Origin of the sequence: Pseudomonas sp. NPDC012596 (assembly GCF_042902325.1) — a bacterium.
Lineage (GTDB): Bacteria > Pseudomonadota > Gammaproteobacteria > Pseudomonadales > Pseudomonadaceae > Aquipseudomonas.
The window spans coordinates 17123-38569 of the sequence record NZ_JBIBEB010000016.1 but is presented as its reverse complement, the minus strand read 5'-3'; the positions used below and the strand labels follow the sequence as shown (position 1 = coordinate 38569).

The 21447-nt window shown below is 62.4% G+C and carries 14 protein-coding genes; 8 read left to right on the top strand and 6 right to left on the bottom strand.

What is annotated here, in order from left to right; genetic code table 11:
- Positions 1-57 precede the first annotated feature (57 nt).
- Positions 58-2991, bottom strand: coding sequence for a bifunctional [glutamate--ammonia ligase]-adenylyl-L-tyrosine phosphorylase/[glutamate--ammonia-ligase] adenylyltransferase (gene glnE / locus ACFY68_RS18995; protein WP_387530321.1), 2934 nt, complete (start codon positions 2989-2991; stop codon positions 58-60).
- 383 nt (positions 2992-3374) lie between these two features.
- On the opposite strand from glnE, the gene aceE reads away from it, so the two are divergent.
- From aceE to ACFY68_RS18970, 5 genes are all read left to right on the top strand, one after another.
- Positions 3375-6020: a pyruvate dehydrogenase (acetyl-transferring), homodimeric type gene (aceE, locus tag ACFY68_RS18990; RefSeq protein WP_387530318.1), complete on the top strand. Its 2646-nt coding sequence runs from the start codon at positions 3375-3377 to the stop codon at positions 6018-6020.
- Between the two features lie 13 nt (positions 6021-6033).
- Positions 6034-7680: a dihydrolipoyllysine-residue acetyltransferase gene (gene aceF, locus ACFY68_RS18985; RefSeq protein ID WP_387530315.1), complete on the top strand. Its 1647-nt coding sequence runs from the start codon at positions 6034-6036 to the stop codon at positions 7678-7680.
- Between the two features lie 515 nt (positions 7681-8195).
- Complete coding sequence (locus ACFY68_RS18980) at positions 8196-10886, top strand: EAL domain-containing protein (protein WP_346613599.1); 2691 nt, start codon at positions 8196-8198, stop codon at positions 10884-10886.
- A 156-nt stretch (positions 10887-11042) separates the two neighbouring features.
- Complete coding sequence (msrA, locus tag ACFY68_RS18975) at positions 11043-11711, top strand: peptide-methionine (S)-S-oxide reductase MsrA (protein WP_387530312.1); 669 nt, start codon at positions 11043-11045, stop codon at positions 11709-11711.
- Positions 11712-11714: 3 nt separating this feature from the next.
- Positions 11715-12338: a glutathione S-transferase gene (locus tag ACFY68_RS18970; protein ID WP_387530309.1), complete on the top strand. Its 624-nt coding sequence runs from the start codon at positions 11715-11717 to the stop codon at positions 12336-12338.
- Between the two features lie 227 nt (positions 12339-12565).
- Here the strand turns inward: ACFY68_RS18970 and creD are convergent, their stop codons facing one another.
- The 4 genes from creD to ACFY68_RS18950 form a co-directional block, all read right to left on the bottom strand.
- Positions 12566-13894, bottom strand: a complete 1329-nt coding sequence (gene creD / locus ACFY68_RS18965; protein WP_387530306.1) for a cell envelope integrity protein CreD — start codon at positions 13892-13894, stop codon at positions 12566-12568.
- A 149-nt stretch (positions 13895-14043) separates the two neighbouring features.
- Positions 14044-15477 (bottom strand): two-component system sensor histidine kinase CreC, encoded by a 1434-nt coding sequence (gene creC, locus ACFY68_RS18960; protein ID WP_387530304.1) that lies wholly within the window; start codon positions 15475-15477, stop codon positions 14044-14046.
- Positions 15477-16157 (bottom strand): two-component system response regulator CreB, encoded by a 681-nt coding sequence (creB, locus tag ACFY68_RS18955; protein WP_387530301.1) that lies wholly within the window; start codon positions 16155-16157, stop codon positions 15477-15479. The genes creC and creB overlap by 1 nt, the downstream gene beginning before the upstream one ends.
- Before the next feature lie 107 nt (positions 16158-16264).
- Positions 16265-16765, bottom strand: a complete 501-nt coding sequence (locus tag ACFY68_RS18950; RefSeq protein ID WP_346613593.1) for an ATP-dependent zinc protease — start codon at positions 16763-16765, stop codon at positions 16265-16267.
- Positions 16766-16947: 182 nt separating this feature from the next.
- Between ACFY68_RS18950 and ACFY68_RS18945 the strand changes: the two genes are divergently transcribed.
- On the top strand, positions 16948-17835 hold the full coding sequence (locus ACFY68_RS18945) for an acyltransferase (RefSeq protein WP_387530298.1): 888 nt from the start codon (positions 16948-16950) through the stop codon (positions 17833-17835).
- 225 nt (positions 17836-18060) lie between these two features.
- Entirely contained in the window at positions 18061-19413 is a 1353-nt protein-coding gene (locus ACFY68_RS18940; RefSeq protein WP_387530295.1) for an APC family permease, read from the top strand.
- 139 nt (positions 19414-19552) lie between these two features.
- Here ACFY68_RS18940 and ACFY68_RS18935 read toward each other — a convergent pair whose 3' ends face one another.
- Entirely contained in the window at positions 19553-20128 is a 576-nt protein-coding gene (locus tag ACFY68_RS18935; protein WP_387530293.1) for a DUF2780 domain-containing protein, read from the bottom strand.
- A gap of 164 nt (positions 20129-20292) precedes the next feature.
- On the opposite strand from ACFY68_RS18935, the gene ACFY68_RS18930 reads away from it, so the two are divergent.
- The gene (locus ACFY68_RS18930; protein WP_387530290.1) at positions 20293-21258 is read left to right on the top strand and encodes an RHS repeat-associated core domain-containing protein; all 966 of its coding nucleotides are present in this window, start codon (positions 20293-20295) and stop codon (positions 21256-21258) included.
- Positions 21259-21447 lie beyond the last annotated feature (189 nt).

Below are 21447 nucleotides of genomic sequence, written 5' to 3'. Positions count from 1 at the left end.
ACACAGGCCCAGGTACTGCAAGGTGCCTGTGGCAGCCGGCTTGCCGGCGATTGGCCCTCAAGTCAAACCGAGCTGCGTCCAAATCCGCCGCACTTCGCGGCGTTCATCGGCAAACTGCGCCGCATCGATCACCCCGGCCTGCTTCTGCAGGGCCTGGCGGTGCGAGGCAGAGCGAAACGCCTTGTACACTTCACGCAACAGAACCGCATCACTGGCCGGCATCAAACCTGCCTGCTCCAGCTCTTCGAGAATGCGAATGTTATCGGTCCAGCGCAGTAGGGCCGGGTGGTCGTGGGACCAGGCCAAAGCGGCGTATTGCACCATAAATTCGATATCGACGATACCGCCGGCATCCTGCTTGATATCGAACGCCACACCGGCATCGAACGCATTCGCGGCGGTACCGGCAGCAGTGGCCTTGGTGCCCAGGTTGCCGCGCATCTTGGCGCGCATCTCGCTGACTTCCGTGCGCAGTTTGTCGAGGTCCCGAGCCTGGCCCAGGACCTTGGCGCGCACGCCCTCGAACGCTGCCGCCACTTGCTTGCAGCCCACCAGCACACGGGCGCGCACCAACGCTTGATGCTCCCAGGTCCAGGCCTCGTTCTGCTGGTAACGCTCGAATGCGCTCAGCGAGCTGACCAGCAGCCCCGAAGCACCGGACGGGCGCAGGCGCATGTCGACGTCGTAGAGCTGGCCGGAGTTGGTCTGGGTGGTCAGTAAATGGATGATGCGCTGGCCCAGGCGGGTAAAGAACTGCGCGCTGTCGATCGGCTTGGCGCCGTCGGTTTCCGCCTGCGGGTCGCCGTCGTGGATGAACACCAGATCCAGGTCCGAGCCGTGGCCGAGCTCCAGGCCACCCACCTTGCCGTAACCGATGATGACGAAGCCCGGGTCACACAGGCTGCCATCGCTGCGTTTTGGCTGGCCGTGGCGCGCCACCGTCTGGCGCCAGGCCAGGGCCAGCACCTGATCGAGGATGGCCTCGGCCAGCCAGGTCAGGTAGTCGCTGACTTTCATCAGCGGCAGGTTGCCACTGATTTCGGAGGCGGCCACGCGCAGGCTGTGGGCCAGCTTGAAGTGGCGCAAGGCCTCCATCTGCTGTTCCAGGTCGTCCTCGGGGATGCGCGTCAGGCGTTCGCGCAGCTCGGCGGCCAGCTCCGGCGCCAACGGCGGGCTGAACAGGCGGCCCTCATTGAGCAGTTCGTCGAGCAGCAGCGGGTAACGGGCCATCTGCTCGGCGATCCACGGGCTGGCAGCGCACAGGGTCAGCAGGCGGCGCAAGGCACCGGGGTTTTCGGTGAGCAGCACCAGGTAGGCGGAACGCCGCGCCACTGCTTCGACCAGCGGCAACACACGCTCCAGCACCAGGTCTGGGTTGTCATGTTCCACGGCCTGAGCCAAAAGCCTGGGGATAAAGGCATCCAGGCGCTCACGGCCGATGCGCTGTATCGAGCGCAATTGCGGGCTGGCGCGCAGGCCGGCCAGGCGGCGCAACGCTTCGGCAGGCTGCTTGAAGCCGGCCTCCTGCAACTGGCGGCCAGCGGCCTCCTCATCCTGTGCCTGCTCCCACAACGGCGACCACTCGCCGCCCACTACCAGTTCGCCCTCGCCGTCCTCGTCATCCGGGTCGGCGATGACCTGACGGAAATGCCAGTCGACACGGCCGCGCCAGTGCATCAACTGGTCATGGAAGCTCTGCCAGTCGGCAAACCCAAGGATATAGGCCACCCGCTCACGGTCGGTTTGGTCAACCGGCAGCATCTGCGTCTGGCGGTCGGCGATAGCCTGGATGGCATGCTCGGTGTACCGCAGGAATTCATAACCTTCACGCAGCTCGGTAACCACCGCTGGCGGCAGGTAACCCTGGCCTTCCAGGGTCGCCAGCACCTTGAGCAGCGGCCGTTGCTGCAGGCTCAGGTCGCGCCCACCATGGATCAGCTGGAAGGCCTGGGCGATGAACTCCACTTCCCGGATGCCCCCAGCCCCGAGCTTGATGTTCTCGGCCATGCCCTTGCGCCGCACCTCCTGCTGGATCAGCTGCTTCATGGTGCGCAGGGCTTCGATCGCGGAGAAGTCCAGGTAACGTCGGTAGACGAATGGTCGCAGCATGTCCTGCAACTGCGCGCCAGCGGCCTGGTCGCCGGCCACCACCCGCGCCTTGATCATCGCGTAGCGTTCCCAGTCGCGGCCCTGGTCCTGATAGTACTGCTCCAGGGCATTGAAACTGAGCGCCAGGGCACCGGCCGAGCCATAAGGGCGCAGGCGCATGTCGACGCGGAACACGAAGCCATCGACGGTGACCGGGTCGAGGGCCTTGATCAGGCGCTGGCCCAGGCGGGTGAAGAACTCCTGGTTGTCCAGCGACCGTTTGACCCCTTCGGTCTCGCCGCCTTCGGGGAAGGCGAAGATCAGGTCGATGTCCGACGATAGGTTCAACTCCACCGCCCCCAGCTTGCCCATGCCCAGCACCACCAGGTGCTGTGGCTCGCCGCTACGGTTGCCGATCGGCGTGCCGAATTGCTGGCAGTGGCGCGGGTACAGCCATTGATAGGCTTCGTCGATGGCGGCGTCGGCGAGGTCGGACAGGTCGCGGCACGTCTCGCCCAGCTCGGCTTGGCGGGTGATATCACGCCAGATAATGCGCAGCTGCTGGCGGTTGCGCTCGCGGCGCAGGTTGCGCGCCAGCTCGTCTTCGCTCTGTGCAGCCTGGGCCGCTGCCGCGATGTACCCACGCAGCTCGCCCGGCGCATAGCGGCGGTCGAGCTCACCACTGGCCAGCAGCGCGAACAGCATGGCCGGTTCGCGCTGGGCCAGGCCCATGACGAAATCGCTGGCCGCAGCTACCTGGTCGAACTGTTGCCGATGAGCGGTGCTCCAGGCGTTCAGGTCGAGCTCAGGGTGGCTGGCCAGCGCGTCCAGCAGAAACTGCTGGTTACGTGCGACCAGCGGTTGCAGGGTAGCGGGCAGTTCGAGCGGCAAAGGCAGGCGCATGGTCTATCCTTGATCGGCGTGAAAGTGGGAGGAAAAAGCGGCCACGGTAGAGCCGGACCCCGGTTGGACTGTCGTACAAAAGTTGGAAATAGCTGAAAAAAACCAATCAGTGGCAATAAACATCAAGAATCACCCGCTCTCGGCACAGCGCCAACCAACATGAACGTTTTTCCTCACAAGCCAAGGTGCGACCAAACGTCGCATTTGTGTAGTTTTACTACTACCCCGTTCGTGCAAAAGCATGAAATGCGCAAGCAAATGTAGTAAAACTACACGCCGCCGGGTCACACTCCGGTAATCCAAGAATTCACGACGTCTGCCCATAAGGCCAGTCGCAAACTCAGGCCCCCGATTCTGGTGGCCTTTCCGCCCTGGAGCAAGCCATGCAAGACCTCGATCCAATCGAAACCCAGGAATGGCTGGAAGCCCTGGAGTCGGTCCTCGACAAAGAAGGCGAAGACCGCGCTCATTACCTGATGACCCGTATGGGCGAGCTGGCCACCCGCAGTGGCTCACAGCTGCCGTACGCGATCACCACGCCATACCGCAACACCATCCCTGTCACCCACGAAGCACGCATGCCTGGCGACCTGTTCATGGAACGCCGCATTCGCTCGATGGTGCGTTGGAACGCGCTGGCCATGGTGATGCGCACCAACCTGAAGGACTCGGACCTGGGCGGCCACATCTCCAGCTTCGCCTCCAGTGCCACCCTGTATGACATCGGCTTCAACTACTTCTTCCAGGCCCCGACCGAAGAACACGGCGGCGACCTGATCTTCTTCCAGGGCCACGCTTCGCCAGGCGTCTACGCCCGTGCCTTCATGGAAGGGCGCATCAGCGAAGACCAGATGAACAACTTCCGTCAGGAAGTGGACGGCCAAGGCCTGTCTTCGTACCCGCACCCATGGCTGATGCCTGACTTCTGGCAGTTCCCGACCGTTTCCATGGGTCTGGGCCCGATTCAGGCGATCTACCAGGCGCGCTTCATGAAGTACCTGGAAGCCCGTGGCTTCATCCCGGCCGGCAAGCAGAAGGTCTGGTGCTTCATGGGCGACGGCGAGTGCGACGAGCCGGAATCCCTGGGCGCAATCGCCCTGGCCGGCCGCGAGAAGCTGGACAACCTGATCTTCGTCATCAACTGCAACCTGCAGCGCCTCGACGGCCCGGTTCGCGGCAACGGCAAGATCATCCAGGAACTCGAAGGCGTGTTCCGTGGCGGTGGCTGGAACGTCAACAAAGTCGTCTGGGGCCGCTTCTGGGACCCACTGCTGGCCAAGGACACCAACGGTGCCCTGCAGCGCCGCATGGACGAAGTCATCGACGGCGAGTACCAGAACTACAAAGCCAAAGACGGCGCGTACGTTCGTGAGAACTTCTTCAATACTCCGGAACTCAAGGCCATGGTCGAAGACCTGTCCGACGACGAGATCTGGAAGCTCAACCGTGGCGGCCACGACCCGTACAAGGTCTACGCGGCTTACCACCAGGCTGTGAATCACAAAGAGCAGCCGACCGTCATCCTGGCCAAGACCATCAAGGGTTACGGCACCGGTGCTGGCGAAGCCAAGAACACCGCGCACAACACCAAGAAGGTCGACGTCGACAGCCTGCGTCACTTCCGTGACCGCTTCGACATCCCGGTCAAGGATGCCGACCTCGAGCACCTGCCGTTCTTCAAGCCCGAAGAAGGTTCTGCCGAAGCCCGCTACCTGGCCGAGCGCCGCGCAGCCCTGGGTGGCTTCGTACCGCAGCGCCGTGCCAAGAGCTTCAGCGTACCGACCCCACCCCTGGAAACGCTGAAAGCGATCCTGGACGGCTCGGGCGACCGCGAAATCTCCACCACCATGGCCTTCGTGCGTATCCTCGCGCAGCTGGTCAAGGACAAGGAAATCGGCCAGCGCATCGTTCCGATCATCCCGGACGAAGCCCGTACCTTCGGTATGGAAGGCATGTTCCGCCAGCTGGGCATCTACTCGTCCGTCGGCCAGCTCTACGAGCCAGTCGATAAAGACCAGGTGATGTTCTACCGCGAAGACAAGAAAGGCCAGATCCTCGAGGAAGGCATCAACGAAGCCGGCGCCATGTCGTCGTTCATCGCTGCCGGTACCTCGTACAGCTGCCACAACCAGCCGATGCTGCCGTTCTACATCTTCTACTCGATGTTCGGTTTCCAGCGTATCGGCGACCTGGCCTGGGCCGCTGGCGACAGCCGCACCCGTGGCTTCCTGATCGGCGGTACCGCCGGCCGTACCACCCTCAACGGTGAAGGCCTGCAGCACGAAGATGGTCACAGCCACCTGATGGCCGGCACCATCCCGAACTGCCGCACCTATGATCCGACCTACGGCTACGAGCTGGCGGTGATCATCCAGGACGGCATGAAGAAGATGACCGAAGAGCAACAGGACATCTTCTACTACATCACCGTGATGAACGAATCCTACCAGCAGCCAGCCATGCCGGCCGGTGTCGAGGAAGGCATCATCAAGGGCATGTACCTGCTGGAAGAAGACACCCGCGAAGCCGCGCACCACGTACAGCTGATGGGCTCCGGCACCATCCTGCGCGAAGTCCGCGAAGCGGCGAAGATCCTGCGTGAAGAGTTCAACGTCGGTGCCGACGTGTGGAGCGTCACCAGCTTCAACGAACTGCGTCGCGACGGCCTGGCCGTGGAACGCGCCAACCGCCTCAAGCCTGGCCAGAAGCCTCAGCAGACTTACGTCGAAGAGTGCCTGGCCGGCCGCAAAGGCCCGGTCATCGCCTCCACCGACTACATGAAGCTGTTCGCCGAGCAGATTCGCCAGTGGGTGCCGAGCAAAGAATTCAAAGTCCTGGGTACCGATGGTTACGGTCGCAGCGACAGCCGCAAGAAGCTGCGTCACTTCTTCGAAGTCGACCGCCACTTCGTGGTGCTGGCTGCCCTGGAAGCCTTGGCTGACCGTGGCGAGATCGAACCGAAAGTGGTGGCTGACGCTATCGTCAAGTTCGGCATCGATCCGGACAAGCGCAACCCACTGGACTGCTGAGGAGTATTTTTAAGTGAGCGAACTCATTCGCGTACCTGACATCGGCAGCGGTGAAGGTGAAATCATCGAGCTGTTCGTCAAGGTCGGTGACCGTATCGAGGCTGACCAGAGCCTGCTGACCCTGGAGTCCGACAAGGCCTCCATGGAGATCCCGGCGCCCAAGGCCGGCATCGTCAAGGAACTGAAGGTCAAGCTGGGCGATCGCCTGAAAGAAGGCGACGAACTGCTGGTCCTGGAAGCCGAGGGCGCTGCGGCGTCCGAGGCTCCGGCCGCGGCCCCTGCACCTGCCGCTGCTCCGGCTGCCGCTGAAAAGCCGGCTGCCGAAGCTGCCCCTGCGCCAGCTGCAGCCCCGGCTGCTGCCAGCGTGCAGGACATCCACGTGCCGGACATCGGCTCGTCGGGCAAGGCCAAGATCATCGAAGTGCTGGTCAAGGTCGGCGACACCGTCGAAGCCGACCAGTCGCTGATCACCCTGGAGTCCGACAAGGCCTCCATGGAGATCCCGTCGCCTGCTGCTGGCGTGGTCGAAGAAGTACTGTGCAAGCTGGAAGATGAAGTCGGCACTGGCGACCTGATCTTCAAGCTGAAAGTCGCTGGCGCCGCACCGGCTGCTGCTCCGGCTCCGGCCACTGATGCTGCCGCACCGGCCAAGGCTGAGGCTGCCCCCGCCGCCGCACCTGCCGCTGCCGCCCCGGCTGCTGCCCCTGCGCCGGCTGCTACTGCCCCGGCTGCTGGCAGCAACGCCAAGGTTCACGCGGGCCCGGCCGTTCGTCAGCTGGCCCGTGAATTCGGTGTCGACCTGGGCGCTGTTGCGGCCACCGGCCCGCACGGCCGCATCCTGAAAGAAGACGTGCAGGTCTACGTCAAGGCGATGATGCAGAAGGCCAAAGAAGCACCGGCAGCCGCCGGCGCGACTGGCGGCGCTGGCATCCCGCCAATCCCTGCCGTCGACTTCAGCAAGTTCGGTGAAGTGGAAGAAGTAGCCCTGACCCGCCTGATGCAGGTCGGTGCCGCCAACCTGCACCGCAGCTGGCTGAACGTGCCGCACGTAACCCAGTTCGACTCCGCCGACATCACCGAGCTGGAAGCCTTCCGCGTTGCGCAGAAGGCCGTGGCCGAGAAGGCTGGCGTCAAGCTGACCGTGCTGCCACTGCTGCTCAAGGCCAGCGCGTTCCTGCTCAAGGAAATGCCGGACTTCAACAGCTCGCTGGCACCAAGCGGCAAAGCCATCATCCGCAAGAAGTACGTGAACATCGGCTTCGCCGTGGACACCCCGGACGGCCTGCTGGTCCCTGTGATCAAGAACGTCGACCAGAAGAGCCTGCTGCAACTGGCTGCAGAAGCCGCTGCACTGGCCGAGAAGGCGCGCACCAAAAAGCTGTCGGCCGACGACATGCAAGGTGCCTGCTTCACCATCTCCAGCCTCGGCCACATTGGCGGCACCGGCTTCACGCCGATCGTCAACGCGCCTGAGGTGGCGATCCTCGGTGTGTCCAAGGCAACCATGCAGCCGGTCTGGGATGGCAAGGCCTTCCAGCCGAAGCTGATGCTGCCGCTGTCGCTGTCCTACGATCACCGCGTGATCAACGGCGCTGCCGCCGCGCGCTTCACCAAGCGCCTGGGCGACGTGCTGGCGGATATCCGTACCCTGCTGCTGTAACACGCAGCCAGCCTGCCTCCCGGTTGGGGGGGCAGGTACCCTTTTCGAGCTGCCACGCTCGTACCTCAACCCCGTCAGCGTTGGCGGGGCTTTTTTTTGCCTGGCGAAAATGATTTGGCGGCTGGGAGATCGAGCGCCGCCCGCGCGGCGCATCGCGGATGAATCCGCTCCTACGTTTGTTTCTGGCCAGTAACGTCAGTGACAGGCGCGCGCGACCGCCTTGTTTCCACGACCCGATAGCGCGTCGAGCACCAAGGCGGTCGCGCGCGAATCCCACAGGCATGATTGGCCGAAAACAAACGTAGGAGCGGATTCATCCGCGATGCGCCGCGCGGGCGGCGCTCGATTTACCAGGCGCAGAAGAGCAAACGGCTAGCACCTAATGATTTCAGCCCAGCAGCCGAAAACATATACATGACACCCCGCATGGCCGCTTGCCAGCCTCCGGGACATGATGCAACCTTGCCAGATGCGCCGCCGTCCAGGCCGCGTCACCCTCTTCAAGCGAGCCTTCGATGAAAAGCCAACCCGATGCCGCCAGCCGTGTGGCGGCCGAGGTCGTCACGCAGCTTCCCGTGCCCTCGCGGCTCGGGATGCTGCGTTTCGAAAGGCTCAACGAAGCGACCTGGGCAATGCTCTACCTGGACCCAGCCTGCGAGCGCCAGTTCGGCCTGCACGCCTCAGAGCTTTGCGCACTGATCGACTCGCCCTACGCCAGCCTCATGGAGCCTGAAGCGCGCTACACGCTGCACGATGAGATTCAGCGCCAGTTGCAAGCGCGAGGTTATTACCGCGTGCGCTACACCTTGCACGCACAGCCGCGCTCGTTGCGCCTGCTCGAAGCCGGTGAGGCCTACAAGCAGCACAACCGACACCTGCTGCGCGGCTTTCTGACCGTGCTCGACGACCCGCCCGAAGACGACATGGAGCTGGACGCCAACGAGCTGGAGTCGCGCAACAACCGCCTGCAACTTGCCCTGCAACTGAACCAGCGCACGCAGCAGGAACAGCTCGAACACCTGGAGCGCGTACGTGGCCAGCAAGACCTGATACTACGCCTCGCCCGCCAGCGCTACAGCGCTGAGAACTCGCTGCTCGAAGCCGCGCAGCTGATCACCCGCAGCGCCTGCGAAATCTACAAGGTAGACAGTGCCAGTATCTGGCACCTGGAAGGCCAGCGCCTGGAGCCGATCAGCGCCTGGCTGGGCAATGAGCAAGTGCATCGCTTGCCTGAGCCGATCGATGCCAGCCGCTTCCCCGACTACCTGGACGCCCTGCACGCCAGCCGCGCCATCGACGCGCACAACGCCAACCACGACCCACGCACCCGCGAACTGGCCCAGAGCCTGTACGCCGACAACAACGCCATGCTCGACGCCAGCATCCGCGTCGATGGCCAGGTAGTCGGCGTGCTGTGCCTGGAGCAGACCGGCCAGCCGCGGGCCTGGCAGTCGGACGAAATCGCCTTTGCCGGTGAGCTGGCCGACCAGTTTGCCCAGGTCATCACCAACCACAACCGGCGTACCGCCGCCAGCGCCCTGCACCTGTTCCAGCGCGCCGTAGAGCAAAGCGCCAGCGCCTTTCTGCTGGTCAACCGCGACGGCGTAGTGGAGTACGTCAACCCAAGCTTTACCGCGATCACCCAGTACAGCACCGACGAGGTGCAAGGCCGCCACCTGGCCGAACTGCCAGCGCTGGAAAACCTCAGCGAGCTGCTGTTCGATACGCCGTCGAGCCTGGCCATGGGCAACAGTTGGCAGGGCGAGTTCAAGAGCCGGCGCAAGAACCTCGAACCGTACTGGGGTCAGCTGTCGATTTCCAAGGTGTATGGCGACAACCGTGAGCTGACCCACTACATCGGTATCTACGAAGACGTCACCCAGACCAAGCTGGCCCAGCAGCGCATCGAACGCCTGGCCTACACCGACAACCTGACCAACCTGGGCAACCGCCCGGCGTTCATCCGCAGCCTCGACGAACGCTTCGCCCGTAATGGCGAAAGCCCGATCTGCCTGCTGCTGGTGGACATCGACAACTTCAAGCGGATCAACGACAGCCTCGGCCACCAGACTGGCGACAAGCTGCTGATCAGCCTTGCCCGGCGCCTGCGCAACAGCCTCAGCGTCGGCGGTGTGCTGGCCCGCTTTGCCAGTAACGAATTCGCCGTGCTGCTCGACGACACCAGCCTGGAAGACGGCCAGGGCGTCGCCCAGCAACTGCTGCGTACCCTCGACAAACCGATGTTCGTCGACAACCAGCTGATCAACGTCACCGCCTCCGTGGGCCTGGCCTGCGCGCCGCTGCACGGCAGCGACCCGACTACCCTGATGAAAAACGCAGGCCTGGCCCTGCACAAGGCCAAGGCCAACGGCAAACACCAGGTGCAGGTGTTCACCGAGGTGCTCAATGCCGAAGCCAGCTACAAGCTGTTCGTCGAGAACAACCTGCGCCGCGCGCTGACCCAGAACGAGCTGGAGGTGTTCTACCAGCCCAAGCTGTGCCTGCGCAGTGGTCGCTTGCTGGGCCTGGAAGCGCTGCTGCGCTGGAACCACCCCGAGCGCGGCATGATCCGCCCGGACCAGTTCATCAGCGTGGCCGAGGAAACCGGCCTGATCATCCCCATCGGCAAATGGGTGGTGCGTCAGTCGTGCCGCATGAGCCAGCAACTGCGCGCGGCGGGTATGGGCAACCTGCACGTTGCCATCAACCTGTCGCCCAAGCAGTTCTCCGACCCCGACCTGGTGGCTTCGATCGGCTCGATCCTCAAGGAAGAAGACCTCCCCCCTCACCTGCTGGAGCTTGAGCTGACCGAGGGCCTGCTGCTGGAAGCCACCGAAGACACCCACCGCCAGCTCGACGAACTCAAGGCCCTGGGGCTGACCCTGGCCATGGACGACTTCGGCACTGGCTATTCATCGCTGAGTTACCTGAAGAAGTTTCCGATCGACATCATCAAGATCGACCGCAGCTTCATCAACGAGATCCCCGACAACCAGGACGACATGGAAATCACCTCGGCAGTGGTGGCCATGGCCCACAACCTCAAGCTCAAGGTGGTGGCCGAGGGGATCGAGACGCCGGAGCAGCTGGCGTTCCTGCGCCGGCACCGTTGCGATGTGGGCCAGGGCTACCTGTTCGACCGGCCGATTCCCGGGCGGGAGCTTGCGGAAAAACTCAAGCGCTACCCGCGCGGTCCAATGGCCTGACAGCAGCGGCAAGCTCGGGCACTATAGAGCCCATTCGGGCCTCATCGCCGGCAAGCCGGCTCCCACAAGTTCGCGTCTGAACACCAATCCTGTGGGAGCGGGCTTGCCCCGCGAATGGCTTAACACCTATCCAACTGAAAAAACAGAGGAACGGCCATGGTCCTGCGTTCGGAAATCCTGGTGAACAAAAACGTCATGCCTACTGCGGAGCAGGCGCTGCCTGGCCGCGAAACGCCAATGTCCCTGCCCGAGTTCCATTATGTGTTCGAAGGCACCCCACTGCTCGGCCCGTTCTTCGAGGGCAACATCGACTTCGCCATCTTCGGCCTGGGCTGTTTCTGGGGCGCCGAGCGCCGCTTCTGGCAGCGTGAGGGCGTGGTCAGCACTGTGGTCGGCTACGCCGGCGGCTTCACCCCCAACCCCACCTACGAAGAGGTCTGCTCGGGCCTGACCGGCCACACCGAAGTGGTGCTGGTGGTGTTCGACAAAGACAAGGTCAGCTACCGCGAGCTGCTGGCGATGTTCTGGGAACTGCACAACCCGACCCAGGGCATGCGCCAGGGCAATGACGTCGGCACCCAGTACCGCTCGGCGATCTTCTGCACCAGCCCCGAGCAGCTCGAACAAGCCAAAGCCAGCCGCGACACTTACCAGGCCGAGCTGAACAAGGCCGGCTTCGGCGAGATCACCACCGAGATCGACCAGGCGCCAACCGTGTTCTTCGCCGAGGCCTACCACCAGCAGTACCTGGCCAAGAACCCCGAGGGCTACTGCGGCATCGGTGGCACCGGCGTGTGCCTGCCCCCCAGCCTGCAGGGCAACTGAACCATGAGCACGATGACCCTGTTCCACTCGCCGCTATCGCCATTCGTGCGCAAGGTCATGGTGGTGTTGCACGAGACCGGCCAGCTTGACCGTGTTGCGCTGCAGCCGGTGAACGTGAGCCCGGTCAGCGGCGACGAGCAGCTGAACCATGGCAACCCGATCGGCAAGATCCCGGCCCTGCGCCTGGAAGACGGCACCGTGCTGCACGACAGCCGGGTCATCTGCGAATTCCTCGACCTGCAGCATGTCGGCTTGCCGCTGCTGCCGCGCGAGGGTTCGGCGCGCTGGCGGCGGATGACCTTGGCGTCGCAGGCGGATGCGATCATGGATGCGGCGGTTTCGAGCCGTTATGAGAGCTTCCTGCGGCCTGAGGACAAGCGCTGGGATGGTTGGCTGCAAGCGCAAGGCGAAAAGATAAGCCGTAGCTTGGCGAACCTTGAGCAGGAACACCTGGCCGAGCTGATTTCAGGCTTTGATCTGGCTGCGATTGGTGTGGCCTGCGCCCTTGGGTACCTGGACTTGCGCCAGCCTGACTTTGGCTGGCGCGAGCGCCAGCCTGGGTTGGCGGCGTGGTATGCCGAGGTGGCCAAGCGGCCATCGATGTTGGCTACTGCACCGAACACCTGATACACCGCAATCGCCGGCAAGCCGGCTCCCACAACGAATGTAGCGCTGCGGGCCTTGGACTAGCTAAAGGGTTGGATGGGTGTCCAACTTCCTGGGTGCAGTCCATTCTGTGGGAGCCGGCTTGCCGGCGATAGGGCTGCAACGCAGCCCTCTGCCTCACTGGGCTATCACAGGAAACAGCTGCCCGATTCTTCGCGCCAACCACCGCCCGATCTCTTTATCTTCCCTCATGCCGCCCTCCCCACCCGCGCCCAGTCCAACCGGCGGGTCAGCACCATGAACACGCCCAGCAAGCCAAAGCACAGCAACGAGCCCATCAACAGCGCATAGTCCTCGGCGCTCAGCAGCCCGTAGAGCATCGCGTACAGCGCCGCCAACCCCGCGGCAAAGCCCACCCCGCGCCCAAGGCTGCGCAACACATGGCTCAGGTAGAAGCCGATCAACAGCACGCAGGCCGACGCCGACAGCCCATACGCCAGGCCAAAGCCGATGTGCTCGGACAGCGACAACAGCAACAGGTAGAAGAACGCCAGTGCCACACCGACCAGGATGTACTGCACCGGGTGCACGCTGAAGTTCTTCAGTACCTCGAACAGGAAGAAGCCGGCAAAGGTCAGGGCAATGAACAACAAGGCGTATTTGATTGCACGCTCGCTCTTGAGGTATTGGTCCACCGGGTCGACGAAACTCACACCGAAAGTGCGCTCGCTGAAGTCCGCGCACTGCCCGGCGCCGGCACACTGGCGCAGGGCATCTTCCAGGTTGGTGGCGAAGAATGACGTCTGCCAGTGCGCGCTGAAGCCTTTGTCGTCGATTTCGCGGCGGCTGGGCAGGTAGCTGCCGACAAAGCTTGGATGCGGCCAGTTGGCGCGCATGTCGACGCTACTGGTGCGGCCCACCGGCAGCAGGTGCAGTTGCCCGGTCCCCTGCAGCGCCAGGTCGAAGCCATAGCTGAATTCACGGGCCTGCTGGCCATCCAGTTGCGGCAAGGCCACGTGCACGCCACTGCGCAGCCAGTCCAGCCCGGTACCCGCCGCGAAAGCCAGGCGTTGATCGTCAAGGTGCAGTTCCAGGGCATTTTCGATGCCACGGATATCGCTGATGCCCACTACCAGGAACGGCTTGTCGAAGCGGTAGTCGTCGAAATCCTTGTCGATGCCCCAGTGTTCCGGCAGCTTGAAGCGGCCCGAGAGGCGACCCTTGGCGTGGAACAGCCGCGCCTGGTAGATGCCGCGGGCACGCAGCTCGGTGTCCACGCCCAGGTCAGCGTCGAAGGTTTCTGGCAGGAAGTACAAGTGGCCGGCAATGGTGCTGGTTTCCTGCACGCTCTGGCCGTCCTTGTCGATCCAGCGGCGCTGGAGCTTGCGGTAGGGCACCACCAGCAACGGGCCGCTGATCTGCTGGTCGAAACTGGCGCTCTGGGCGATGTCTCGCAGCACGCTGTCGCGCAGGTTCTGGCGCTCGTCGATGAGGTTGTTGATCATCAGCAGGGGAATCAACAGCAACACGATCAGCAGGGCGATGGTGCCGAGCTTGAAACCTAGGGTCTTGTTCATAGGGCCTCCTGTGGCAGTGGGCGCAGTGTGTGCGCCTTGCGTGGAGACCTTGGGGAGGTTGTGTGGAGATTCGGTGTTTTTGCGGGGCGCCGCAGCCCGTGTGGGAGCCGGCTTGCCGGCGATGGGCAGCGCAGCGGCCGCCAAGGATTTCAGCTGATACGCCGCTCCGGCAGCCACAGCCTTACCCGCACCCCGCCATCGACATTGTTCACCGCCAGCGCCCCGCCGTGCAGTTGCATCACCTCGGCCACGAAATTAAGCCCCAACCCCGTGCTCTTGCGCCCGCTCGCTGGCCGCGGCAGCGAGTAAAAGCGCTCGGCGACGCGCCCGATGGCGTAAGCCGGTATCGCCTCGCCCTGGTTGAACACACTCAGCGCAACGCGCTCGCCATCGCGCTCCAGCTCGAACAACAGCGCACCATCGGGCGGGGTGAAATCCAGCGCGTTGTCGAGCAGGTTGGCCAGCGCCTGGCGCATCAGGAACGGGTCGCACAGCAGCCACAACCCGGCCGGCACCCGCTGGCGCACCTGCAAGCCACCCGCGTCGATCCGCGCCGCATGCGCCAGCAACAGCTCGTCGACAAGTGCTGCCAAAGCCACCTGCTGCTCATCCTCCAGCGCCTGCATCTGCTCGACCCGAGCCAGGTTGAGCAAACGTTCGATCATCTGCTGCAAGCGCTCGCTTTCGCGCTCTATGTTGCCGGCAAACCGCGCCCGCTGCTCGTCAGGCATATCGCCCTGCAGCAGCTCGGAGGCACCGCGAATTGCCGCCAGCGGGCTCTTCAGTTCATGGGTGAGGGTGTGCACGTAGCGCTCGACATACGCCTTGCCCTCCAACTGGGTGCGCATGCGCTCCACCGCATTGGCCAAATGCGCCAGCTCCCCGCCCTTGTAGTGCGGCAGCGCTGCGCGCTCGCCCTCGCTGACCGCCTGCGCGTACCGCGCCAGCTTGCGCAGTGAGCGCGCCAGCCACCAGGACAACGCCGCGCCAATCAACAGGCCCATGCCGATCAACCCCAACCCCAAGCCAAGCAGGCGCTGCTCGGAACGGTCGATATAGGGCTGCAGCGAACTGTTGGGCTTGGCCACGGTGACCACGCCGATGATCTTGCCATCGTCGAGAATGGGCGCCGCCACGTGCATCACCGAGGTGCTTTCATCCTCCTCGACACTGCGCGTGGAACGGGCACCGTACTGGCCCCGCAGGGTCAGGTAGACGTCATTCCAGCGCGAATAATCCTTGCCCAAGGCCTCGCCGCTGGAGTCGAGCAGCACGATGCCATGGGCATCGGTCACGTAGATGCGGTGGCTGACCTGGTTCTTCGCCAGGCCCCAGATCTGGGCGCCTGGGCTGCGCACGCCATAGGCCTTGAGCACTTCCGGCAAACGGCTCTGCGCCAGGGTGCCGGCCTTGACGTCGTCGCGCAGGATCTCCGCCAGCAGGTTGGCGGTGTCTACCAAGGTTTCTTCGGAAGACTGGCGCACTACCGGGCGAATCTGCTCACGCACCGTGTTCAGCAGGAAGTAACCCGCCAGCCCGACGAACAGGAAGTACACCAGGAAAATCCGTATGCCCAGGCGCATCAGGCCTGTTCCGGGCTATAGCTGTAGCCCAGGCCGCGGTGAGTCTGGATGGGCTCGGCATCGGCGGCCACCTGGCGCAGCTTGGCGCGCAGGCTCTTGATATGGCTGTCGATGGTGCGGTCGTAGCCAGCGTCCGATGCCACGCCAAGGGCATCGAGCAGCTGCTCGCGGCTGAACACCCGCTGCGGTTGCTCCAGCAGGCATTGCAACAAACGGAATTCGTGGCGGGTCAGGGCCAGTGGCTGGCTGCGGTAGCTGATCTGCATGCGCAGGGTGTCGAGCTGGAACAGTGGCGTTTCACCCAAAGGCTCGGCACGTGGCGCCATGCGCTTGAGGATAGCCCGCACCCGGGCGGCCACCTCGCGAGGGCTGAAGGGCTTGACCACGTAATCGTCAGCGCCGATTTCCAGGCCTACCACGCGGTCGATCTCACCGTCGCGGGCACTCAGGAACATCACCGGTACTTCGGTGAAGCGGCGTAGTTGGCGGCAGGTTTCGAAACCGCTGATGTCCGGCAGGCCGATGTCGAGAATGACCAGGTCGGCCGGGCGCAGGCGTTGCTGCTCGAGGGCCGCGCTGCCCAGGGTCACCCACTCGGTGCTGTGGCCGTCGGCCTGCAGGGCGTAGACCAGGGTGTCGGCGATGGCGGCTTCGTCTTCGACGATGAGAATGTGGGGCATCTGAGCGGCAAGCCTCAAGCTGCGAGCTTCAAGTAAAAGCGGATCGCGTGAACTTACACTGATCTGATGGTACTTGCAGCTTGCTGCTTCAAGCTTGCGGCTGCTGTTCAGCAGTCAGGCTTGCCTGCGGTAAAGCGCTTGGCCGGGTTCACGGCGGCCTTGAATTCGCGCAGGGCCTTGGCACCCACCAGCAGCGGGTAGTTGAAGCTGCTGCGGTCCACCAGGTTCACTTCCACCGTGCGCTTCACGTCGCCCAGGCACAGCTCGAGGTCGACCACGGGCCGGCGTGAAAGCTCGGGCGCATCACCCTCATCTTCTTCATCGGCGCGGTTCTTGATCTTGCTGATGCGCGAAACCTTGTGCTCGTAAACTTTGCCGTCCGCGTCCTTGGTCGCCAGGCGGAAGCGCACCCAATCATCGCCATCGCGGGTAAAACGCTCGATGTCCTTGGCCGACAGCGATGCGGTATAGGCGCCGGTGTCCATCTTGGCCTTCAGGGTTTCGCCAAGCTCGGGCAGGGCAATGTTCTCGTAGCGGCCGTACAGCGTGGGTTCTGCGGCCATTACCGGCAGCGCCAACAGCGACAACAGGGCAAGCATCGGTTTCACAGGCAGGCTTCCTTGAGGGTGGTGAGTGCTTAGACTGTGCAAGCAGGATAGGTTCGCTGTCACAAGGGTAATCAACACACTGTGAAACATTTGTCCCGGCCGCTGGGCATTGGACATTTGGCGTAGGCAGCGGCGCTGCTTATCATTGCCGCCCGTTTATTACCCACAACAAGAGTTTCCCTATGCGTCACCTGCTTACCGGCATTCTTACGACCACCCTGCTGCTGATCAACACGGTGGTGATGATCTGCCCGCTGCTGGTCTTCGCCCTGCTCAAACTGGTGTTGCCGGGCCGGTGGCGTGACTACGCCTCCGCTGCCGTAATGTGGGTCGCCGAAGCCTGGTCGGAAATCGACAAGGCCATTTTTGCCTTGTGTATCCCGACCCAATGGGACATCCGCGGCGTCGAGAACCTGCGCAAGGACACTTCGTACCTGGCCGTGAGCAACCACCAGACCTGGGTGGATATTCCCGCGCTGATCGAGAGCCTCAACCGTCGCACGCCGTTCTTCAAGTTCTTCCTCAAAAAGGAGCTGATCTGGGTGCCGCTGCTGGGCCTGGCCTGGTGGGGGCTGGATTACCCGTTCATGAAGCGCTACAGCAAGGCGTTTCTGGAAAAGCACCCCGAGCTCAAGGGCAAGGACCTGGAAATCACCAAGGCGGCCTGTGAACTGTTCAAGCGCCAGCCGGTGACTGTAGTGAATTACCTTGAAGGCACCCGCTTTACCGAAGCCAAGCGCCAGGAGCAGCAATCGCCTTACCGTCACCTACTCAAGCCCAAGGCTGGGGGGGTGGCCTTTGTGCTGGCGGCGCTGGGCGAACAGCTGGATGCGTTGCTGGACGTGACCATCGTCTACCCCGGCGACAAGGCGCCCGGGTTCTGGGATTTGTTAAATGGCAGCATTAGCCGGGTGATTATCGACATTCAGGTGCGTGAGCTGGACCCGGCGTTGTGGGGTGGGGATTACGAAAGTGACCCTGCGTTCCGGCAGACGGTGCAGGCTTGGGTGAACCAGTTGTGGCTGGAGAAGGATCAGCGAATAGAGAAACTTCGGGCGGAGATTGGCTGAAATCTGCGCCGCCTGATCGGGCCTCATCGCGGGCAAGCCCGCTCCTACAAGGACACCACAAGCGTGTAGGAGCGGGTTTACCCGCGATGAGGCCGGCACAGGCACTGCACAACCACCATTAAAAGCCACGCTAATAATCGGCATTAGAATTACTTCGTTGTCATCATCCGGCCTAGCGGATAAAAATCGATCAAAGCACAACTACAAAAAAGCCTGGATCGATCAATGGCCAACCAACCTAGCTCCGCCCCGCCCCAGCTTCGCCGCGTCCTGGGCCTGCCCGCCCTGGTGTTTTTCGGCTTGGTCTACATGGTCCCGCTGACCATCTTCACCACCTACGGCATCGTCACCGAACTCACCGGCGGCCGCACCGCTGGGGCCTACCTGGTCACGCTGCTGGCCATGCTGTTTACCGCTGCGTCCTATAGTTTCATGGTCAAACGCTTCCCGGTCGCGGGCTCGGCGTACTCCTACACCAACATGGCGTTCGGCCAGAACATAGGCTTCCTGGCGGGCTGGTCATTGCTGCTCGACTACCTGTTCCTGCCGATGATCAACTACTTGCTCATCGGCCTGTTCCTCAACATCGCCTTCCCAGCCGTTCCCGCCTGGGCCTTCGTGCTCGCCTCCATCGCCCTGGTGACCGTGCTCAACGTGGTTGGCATCAATTCGGTGGCCAAGACCAGCAACGTGATCGTCGGCGCGCAGATCGTCTTCATCGGCGTGTTCGTCGCGCTGTCGTGGCAGGGCCTGGGCAACGGCCAGCCGCTGGACTTGCTGGCGCCGCTGAGCGGTGATGGCAGCGCCCCCGGCTTCGGCCCGCTGATGGCCGGCGCGGCGGTACTGTGCCTGTCGTTCCTGGGCTTCGATGCTGTGTCCACCCTGGCCGAGGAAAGCCGCAACGCCCGCCGCGACGTGCCCCGAGCGATCATCCTCACCACGCTGTTCGCCGGCCTCTTGTTCACCGTACTGGCTTACGTGAGCCAGCTGGTACTGCCGGGCAGCACCTTCGCCAATGCCGATGCGGCCGCCAACGAGGTGATGCTCAAGGCGGGCGGGCAGTTCCTGGCCAACTTCTTCACTGCCGCCTATGTGGCCGGCAGCCTCGGCTCGGCCCTGGCCTCCCAGGCAGCGGTGTCGCGCATCCTCTACACCATGGGCCGTGACCGGGTGCTGCCGCAGCGTACCTTCGGCCACCTTTCGCCACGCCTTGGCACACCGGTGTTCGCCATCTTGCTGGTGTCGGCGTTCTCGTTGCTGGCGTTGGTGATCGACCTGGCCACCCTCGCCTCGCTGATCAGCTTTGGCGCGTTGGTGGCGTTCTCGGCGGTGAACCTGGCAGTGGTGAAAACCCACCTGATGGATGACAGCGCACAGCGTAACCTCAAGGGCCTGATGTGCTATGGCGTGGTGCCGCTGGTGGGGTTGAGCCTGACCTTGTGGCTGTGGACCAGCCTGTCGGCGCTGACATTGGTGATTGGCCTATGCTGGTTCGCCCTGGGGCTTGCGTACCTGGCGGTACTGACTGCCGGCTTCCGTCGCCCGGCTAGCCTGGTGGACTTCTCCGAAGCCGCCTGACTGGTAATACGTGCTGGCTGCACCGGCCTCATCGCCGGCACGCCGGCTCCCACAGGTTCACCGCTGCACTTGAAGTCGGTGAGTACCCAGTGGGAGCCGGCTTGCCGGCGATAGGGCCAGCAGCGGCCCTGCATACCCTTCAGACCGAAGGCTGAGCCAACGGCGCCGGCGTAGTCCACAAACTCCCCAGGTTCTGCAACAACGACCCGGCAATCCCCTGCTGGCCCAGGTACTGCAGAATCAACGGCGCAAACTGCCCGATCATGCCGGTATCCATCCCCAACGCCTTGAACGCACTGTCCAGGTCGCTGCGGTTTTCAACGTCATTGCCCAGCGCATTGCTCAACGCCGACTGGCTTTCGCTGTTCTTGCCCAGCAGCTCACCCAACCCGCTCAACCCGCCCAGCGCATTGGCGCCCGACAGCAGGTCCAGCCCAGGCACGGCCTTGGTCAATTGGCCGTAATCGTCAGCGCTCAAGTTATTGCGCGCCAGCCCCAACATCGCCCCTGCCCCGCCCACGGCCTGCTCCGGCGTGATCTTAAGTTCGCTGCCCAGCGTATTGAGCAAATTGGCCTGCGCCTCGGGCGCCTGCACCTGGCCCTGCTGCTTCTGGTTCTGCATGGCCGACACAGCGTTGGCGGCATCGCTGAGGTTGAAGGCGAACACCGGGCTTGCGGCCAGGGTCATCAGGGTTGCCAGGGTGAGAGCTTTCATCGAATGGGACCTCGTGGGCCGGGATGGCCTGGGAAACGAGGGATTTGACTGGTAGCTCGGTAGTTTGTTCCTGACCGTTCGGTACCTGATAAAACTGCCAGTTGTTGCCACTTGAGTAGACGGGCAGAGTACACCAACCACTCTTCTGCTTAGGGATAGCTATCATGACATCCGTATTGAGCACCAACGAGCGAAATTCAGACGATTCAAAGCGACCGGCAGCCAACCCTGCCCCCCTTAACGTCAAACATTTCTACCAGAACAAACGCTTGGCAACAGAAGTTTCTTTGCAAGGCAGTCAACACATGCTCTTGGCAAACGATACGGTTCTGGCTCAGCTGGGAACAGCAGGAGAAGCTAGAATATTACAAGTCTCCCACACAAATTCAGTGTTAGGAGCTCGGTCAGAGTCAGCGGCTTACTCACCCTACGGCCATTTGGCAGTCGGGCAAATGGTAGCGTTGCTCGGCTTTAATGGGCAGTGGCAAGACCCCATTTCTCAGACATATCCATTAGGCAACGGGCATCGGCTTTTTCACACCTCAATAGCACGCTTTCTTAGCCCAGACAGTCTAAGCCCCTTCGGTGAAGGCGGGATTAATTCGTATGCTTATTGCGCAGGAGATCCTATAAACTTTACTGATCCATCTGGCCAATTGAGTATAAATTTCTTCGGCAGGAGAATTTCTTCAAAACCCTCAGCATCCACCCTTCCCAATATAGAAAACAAGATAAGTAAGATTTCTCAATCTGACATCTCAGACCAAGCGAAAACCATTCAAATTAAACAGCAATTAATCAAACTCGATGCCGCAATCAAACAGGCCGGCACCTACATCAAGACACAATCGGGAAGACTAGATTCAGCACGAGTCGGTTACAGCCTTGCATCAGGAAACCTTTCCGATGCAAGACGGCGTAAATTCGACCCATGGCTGATTCAACGCCTTGAAAAAAAGGCATCAAAAAAAATGGATAGAGTCGTTCACTACGAACAAAAAATCGAAATCGCAGAAACACACAAAAGTAAACTAATTGCATACAAGTCAACTCAAAGCAATACTGATAGTACGATGCAAACTCAAAGCATCCCTGCCAGTTCGGCGATGCCTAGCGTAAGAAACCAATAAAAATTCATACCTTGTGATACTCAATCGGGCCGTGCATTGAATATTTTGAGACCCATCCGCGCCTGCTCTAGTTTGCTGACTTATAGCCTGGCCTAGTCGAATGGAAGCTGTGGGACTTATACCGGTATAGGCGTAGCGGATGCTCGCTACACCTATTCCCCTCTGATCTTCCGATAATTCTCATTACCT

Bases quoted from the DNA above. Each gene is read 5' to 3' on its own strand.
- glnE (WP_387530321.1), bottom strand. From the start codon at position 2,991: ATGCGCCTGCCTTTGCCGCTCGAACTGCCCGCTACCCTGCAACCGCTG.
- aceE (WP_387530318.1), top strand. From the start codon at position 3,375: ATGCAAGACCTCGATCCAATCGAAACCCAGGAATGGCTGGAAGCCCTG.
- ACFY68_RS18980 (WP_346613599.1), top strand. From the start codon at position 8,196: ATGAAAAGCCAACCCGATGCCGCCAGCCGTGTGGCGGCCGAGGTCGTC.
- msrA (WP_387530312.1), top strand. From the start codon at position 11,043: ATGGTCCTGCGTTCGGAAATCCTGGTGAACAAAAACGTCATGCCTACT.
- ACFY68_RS18970 (WP_387530309.1), top strand. From the start codon at position 11,715: ATGAGCACGATGACCCTGTTCCACTCGCCGCTATCGCCATTCGTGCGC.
- creD (WP_387530306.1), bottom strand. From the start codon at position 13,894: ATGAACAAGACCCTAGGTTTCAAGCTCGGCACCATCGCCCTGCTGATC.
- creC (WP_387530304.1), bottom strand. From the start codon at position 15,477: ATGCGCCTGGGCATACGGATTTTCCTGGTGTACTTCCTGTTCGTCGGG.
- creB (WP_387530301.1), bottom strand. From the start codon at position 16,157: ATGCCCCACATTCTCATCGTCGAAGACGAAGCCGCCATCGCCGACACC.
- ACFY68_RS18945 (WP_387530298.1), top strand. From the start codon at position 16,948: ATGCGTCACCTGCTTACCGGCATTCTTACGACCACCCTGCTGCTGATC.
- ACFY68_RS18940 (WP_387530295.1), top strand. From the start codon at position 18,061: ATGGCCAACCAACCTAGCTCCGCCCCGCCCCAGCTTCGCCGCGTCCTG.
- ACFY68_RS18935 (WP_387530293.1), bottom strand. From the start codon at position 20,128: ATGAAAGCTCTCACCCTGGCAACCCTGATGACCCTGGCCGCAAGCCCG.
- ACFY68_RS18930 (WP_387530290.1), top strand. From the start codon at position 20,293: ATGACATCCGTATTGAGCACCAACGAGCGAAATTCAGACGATTCAAAG.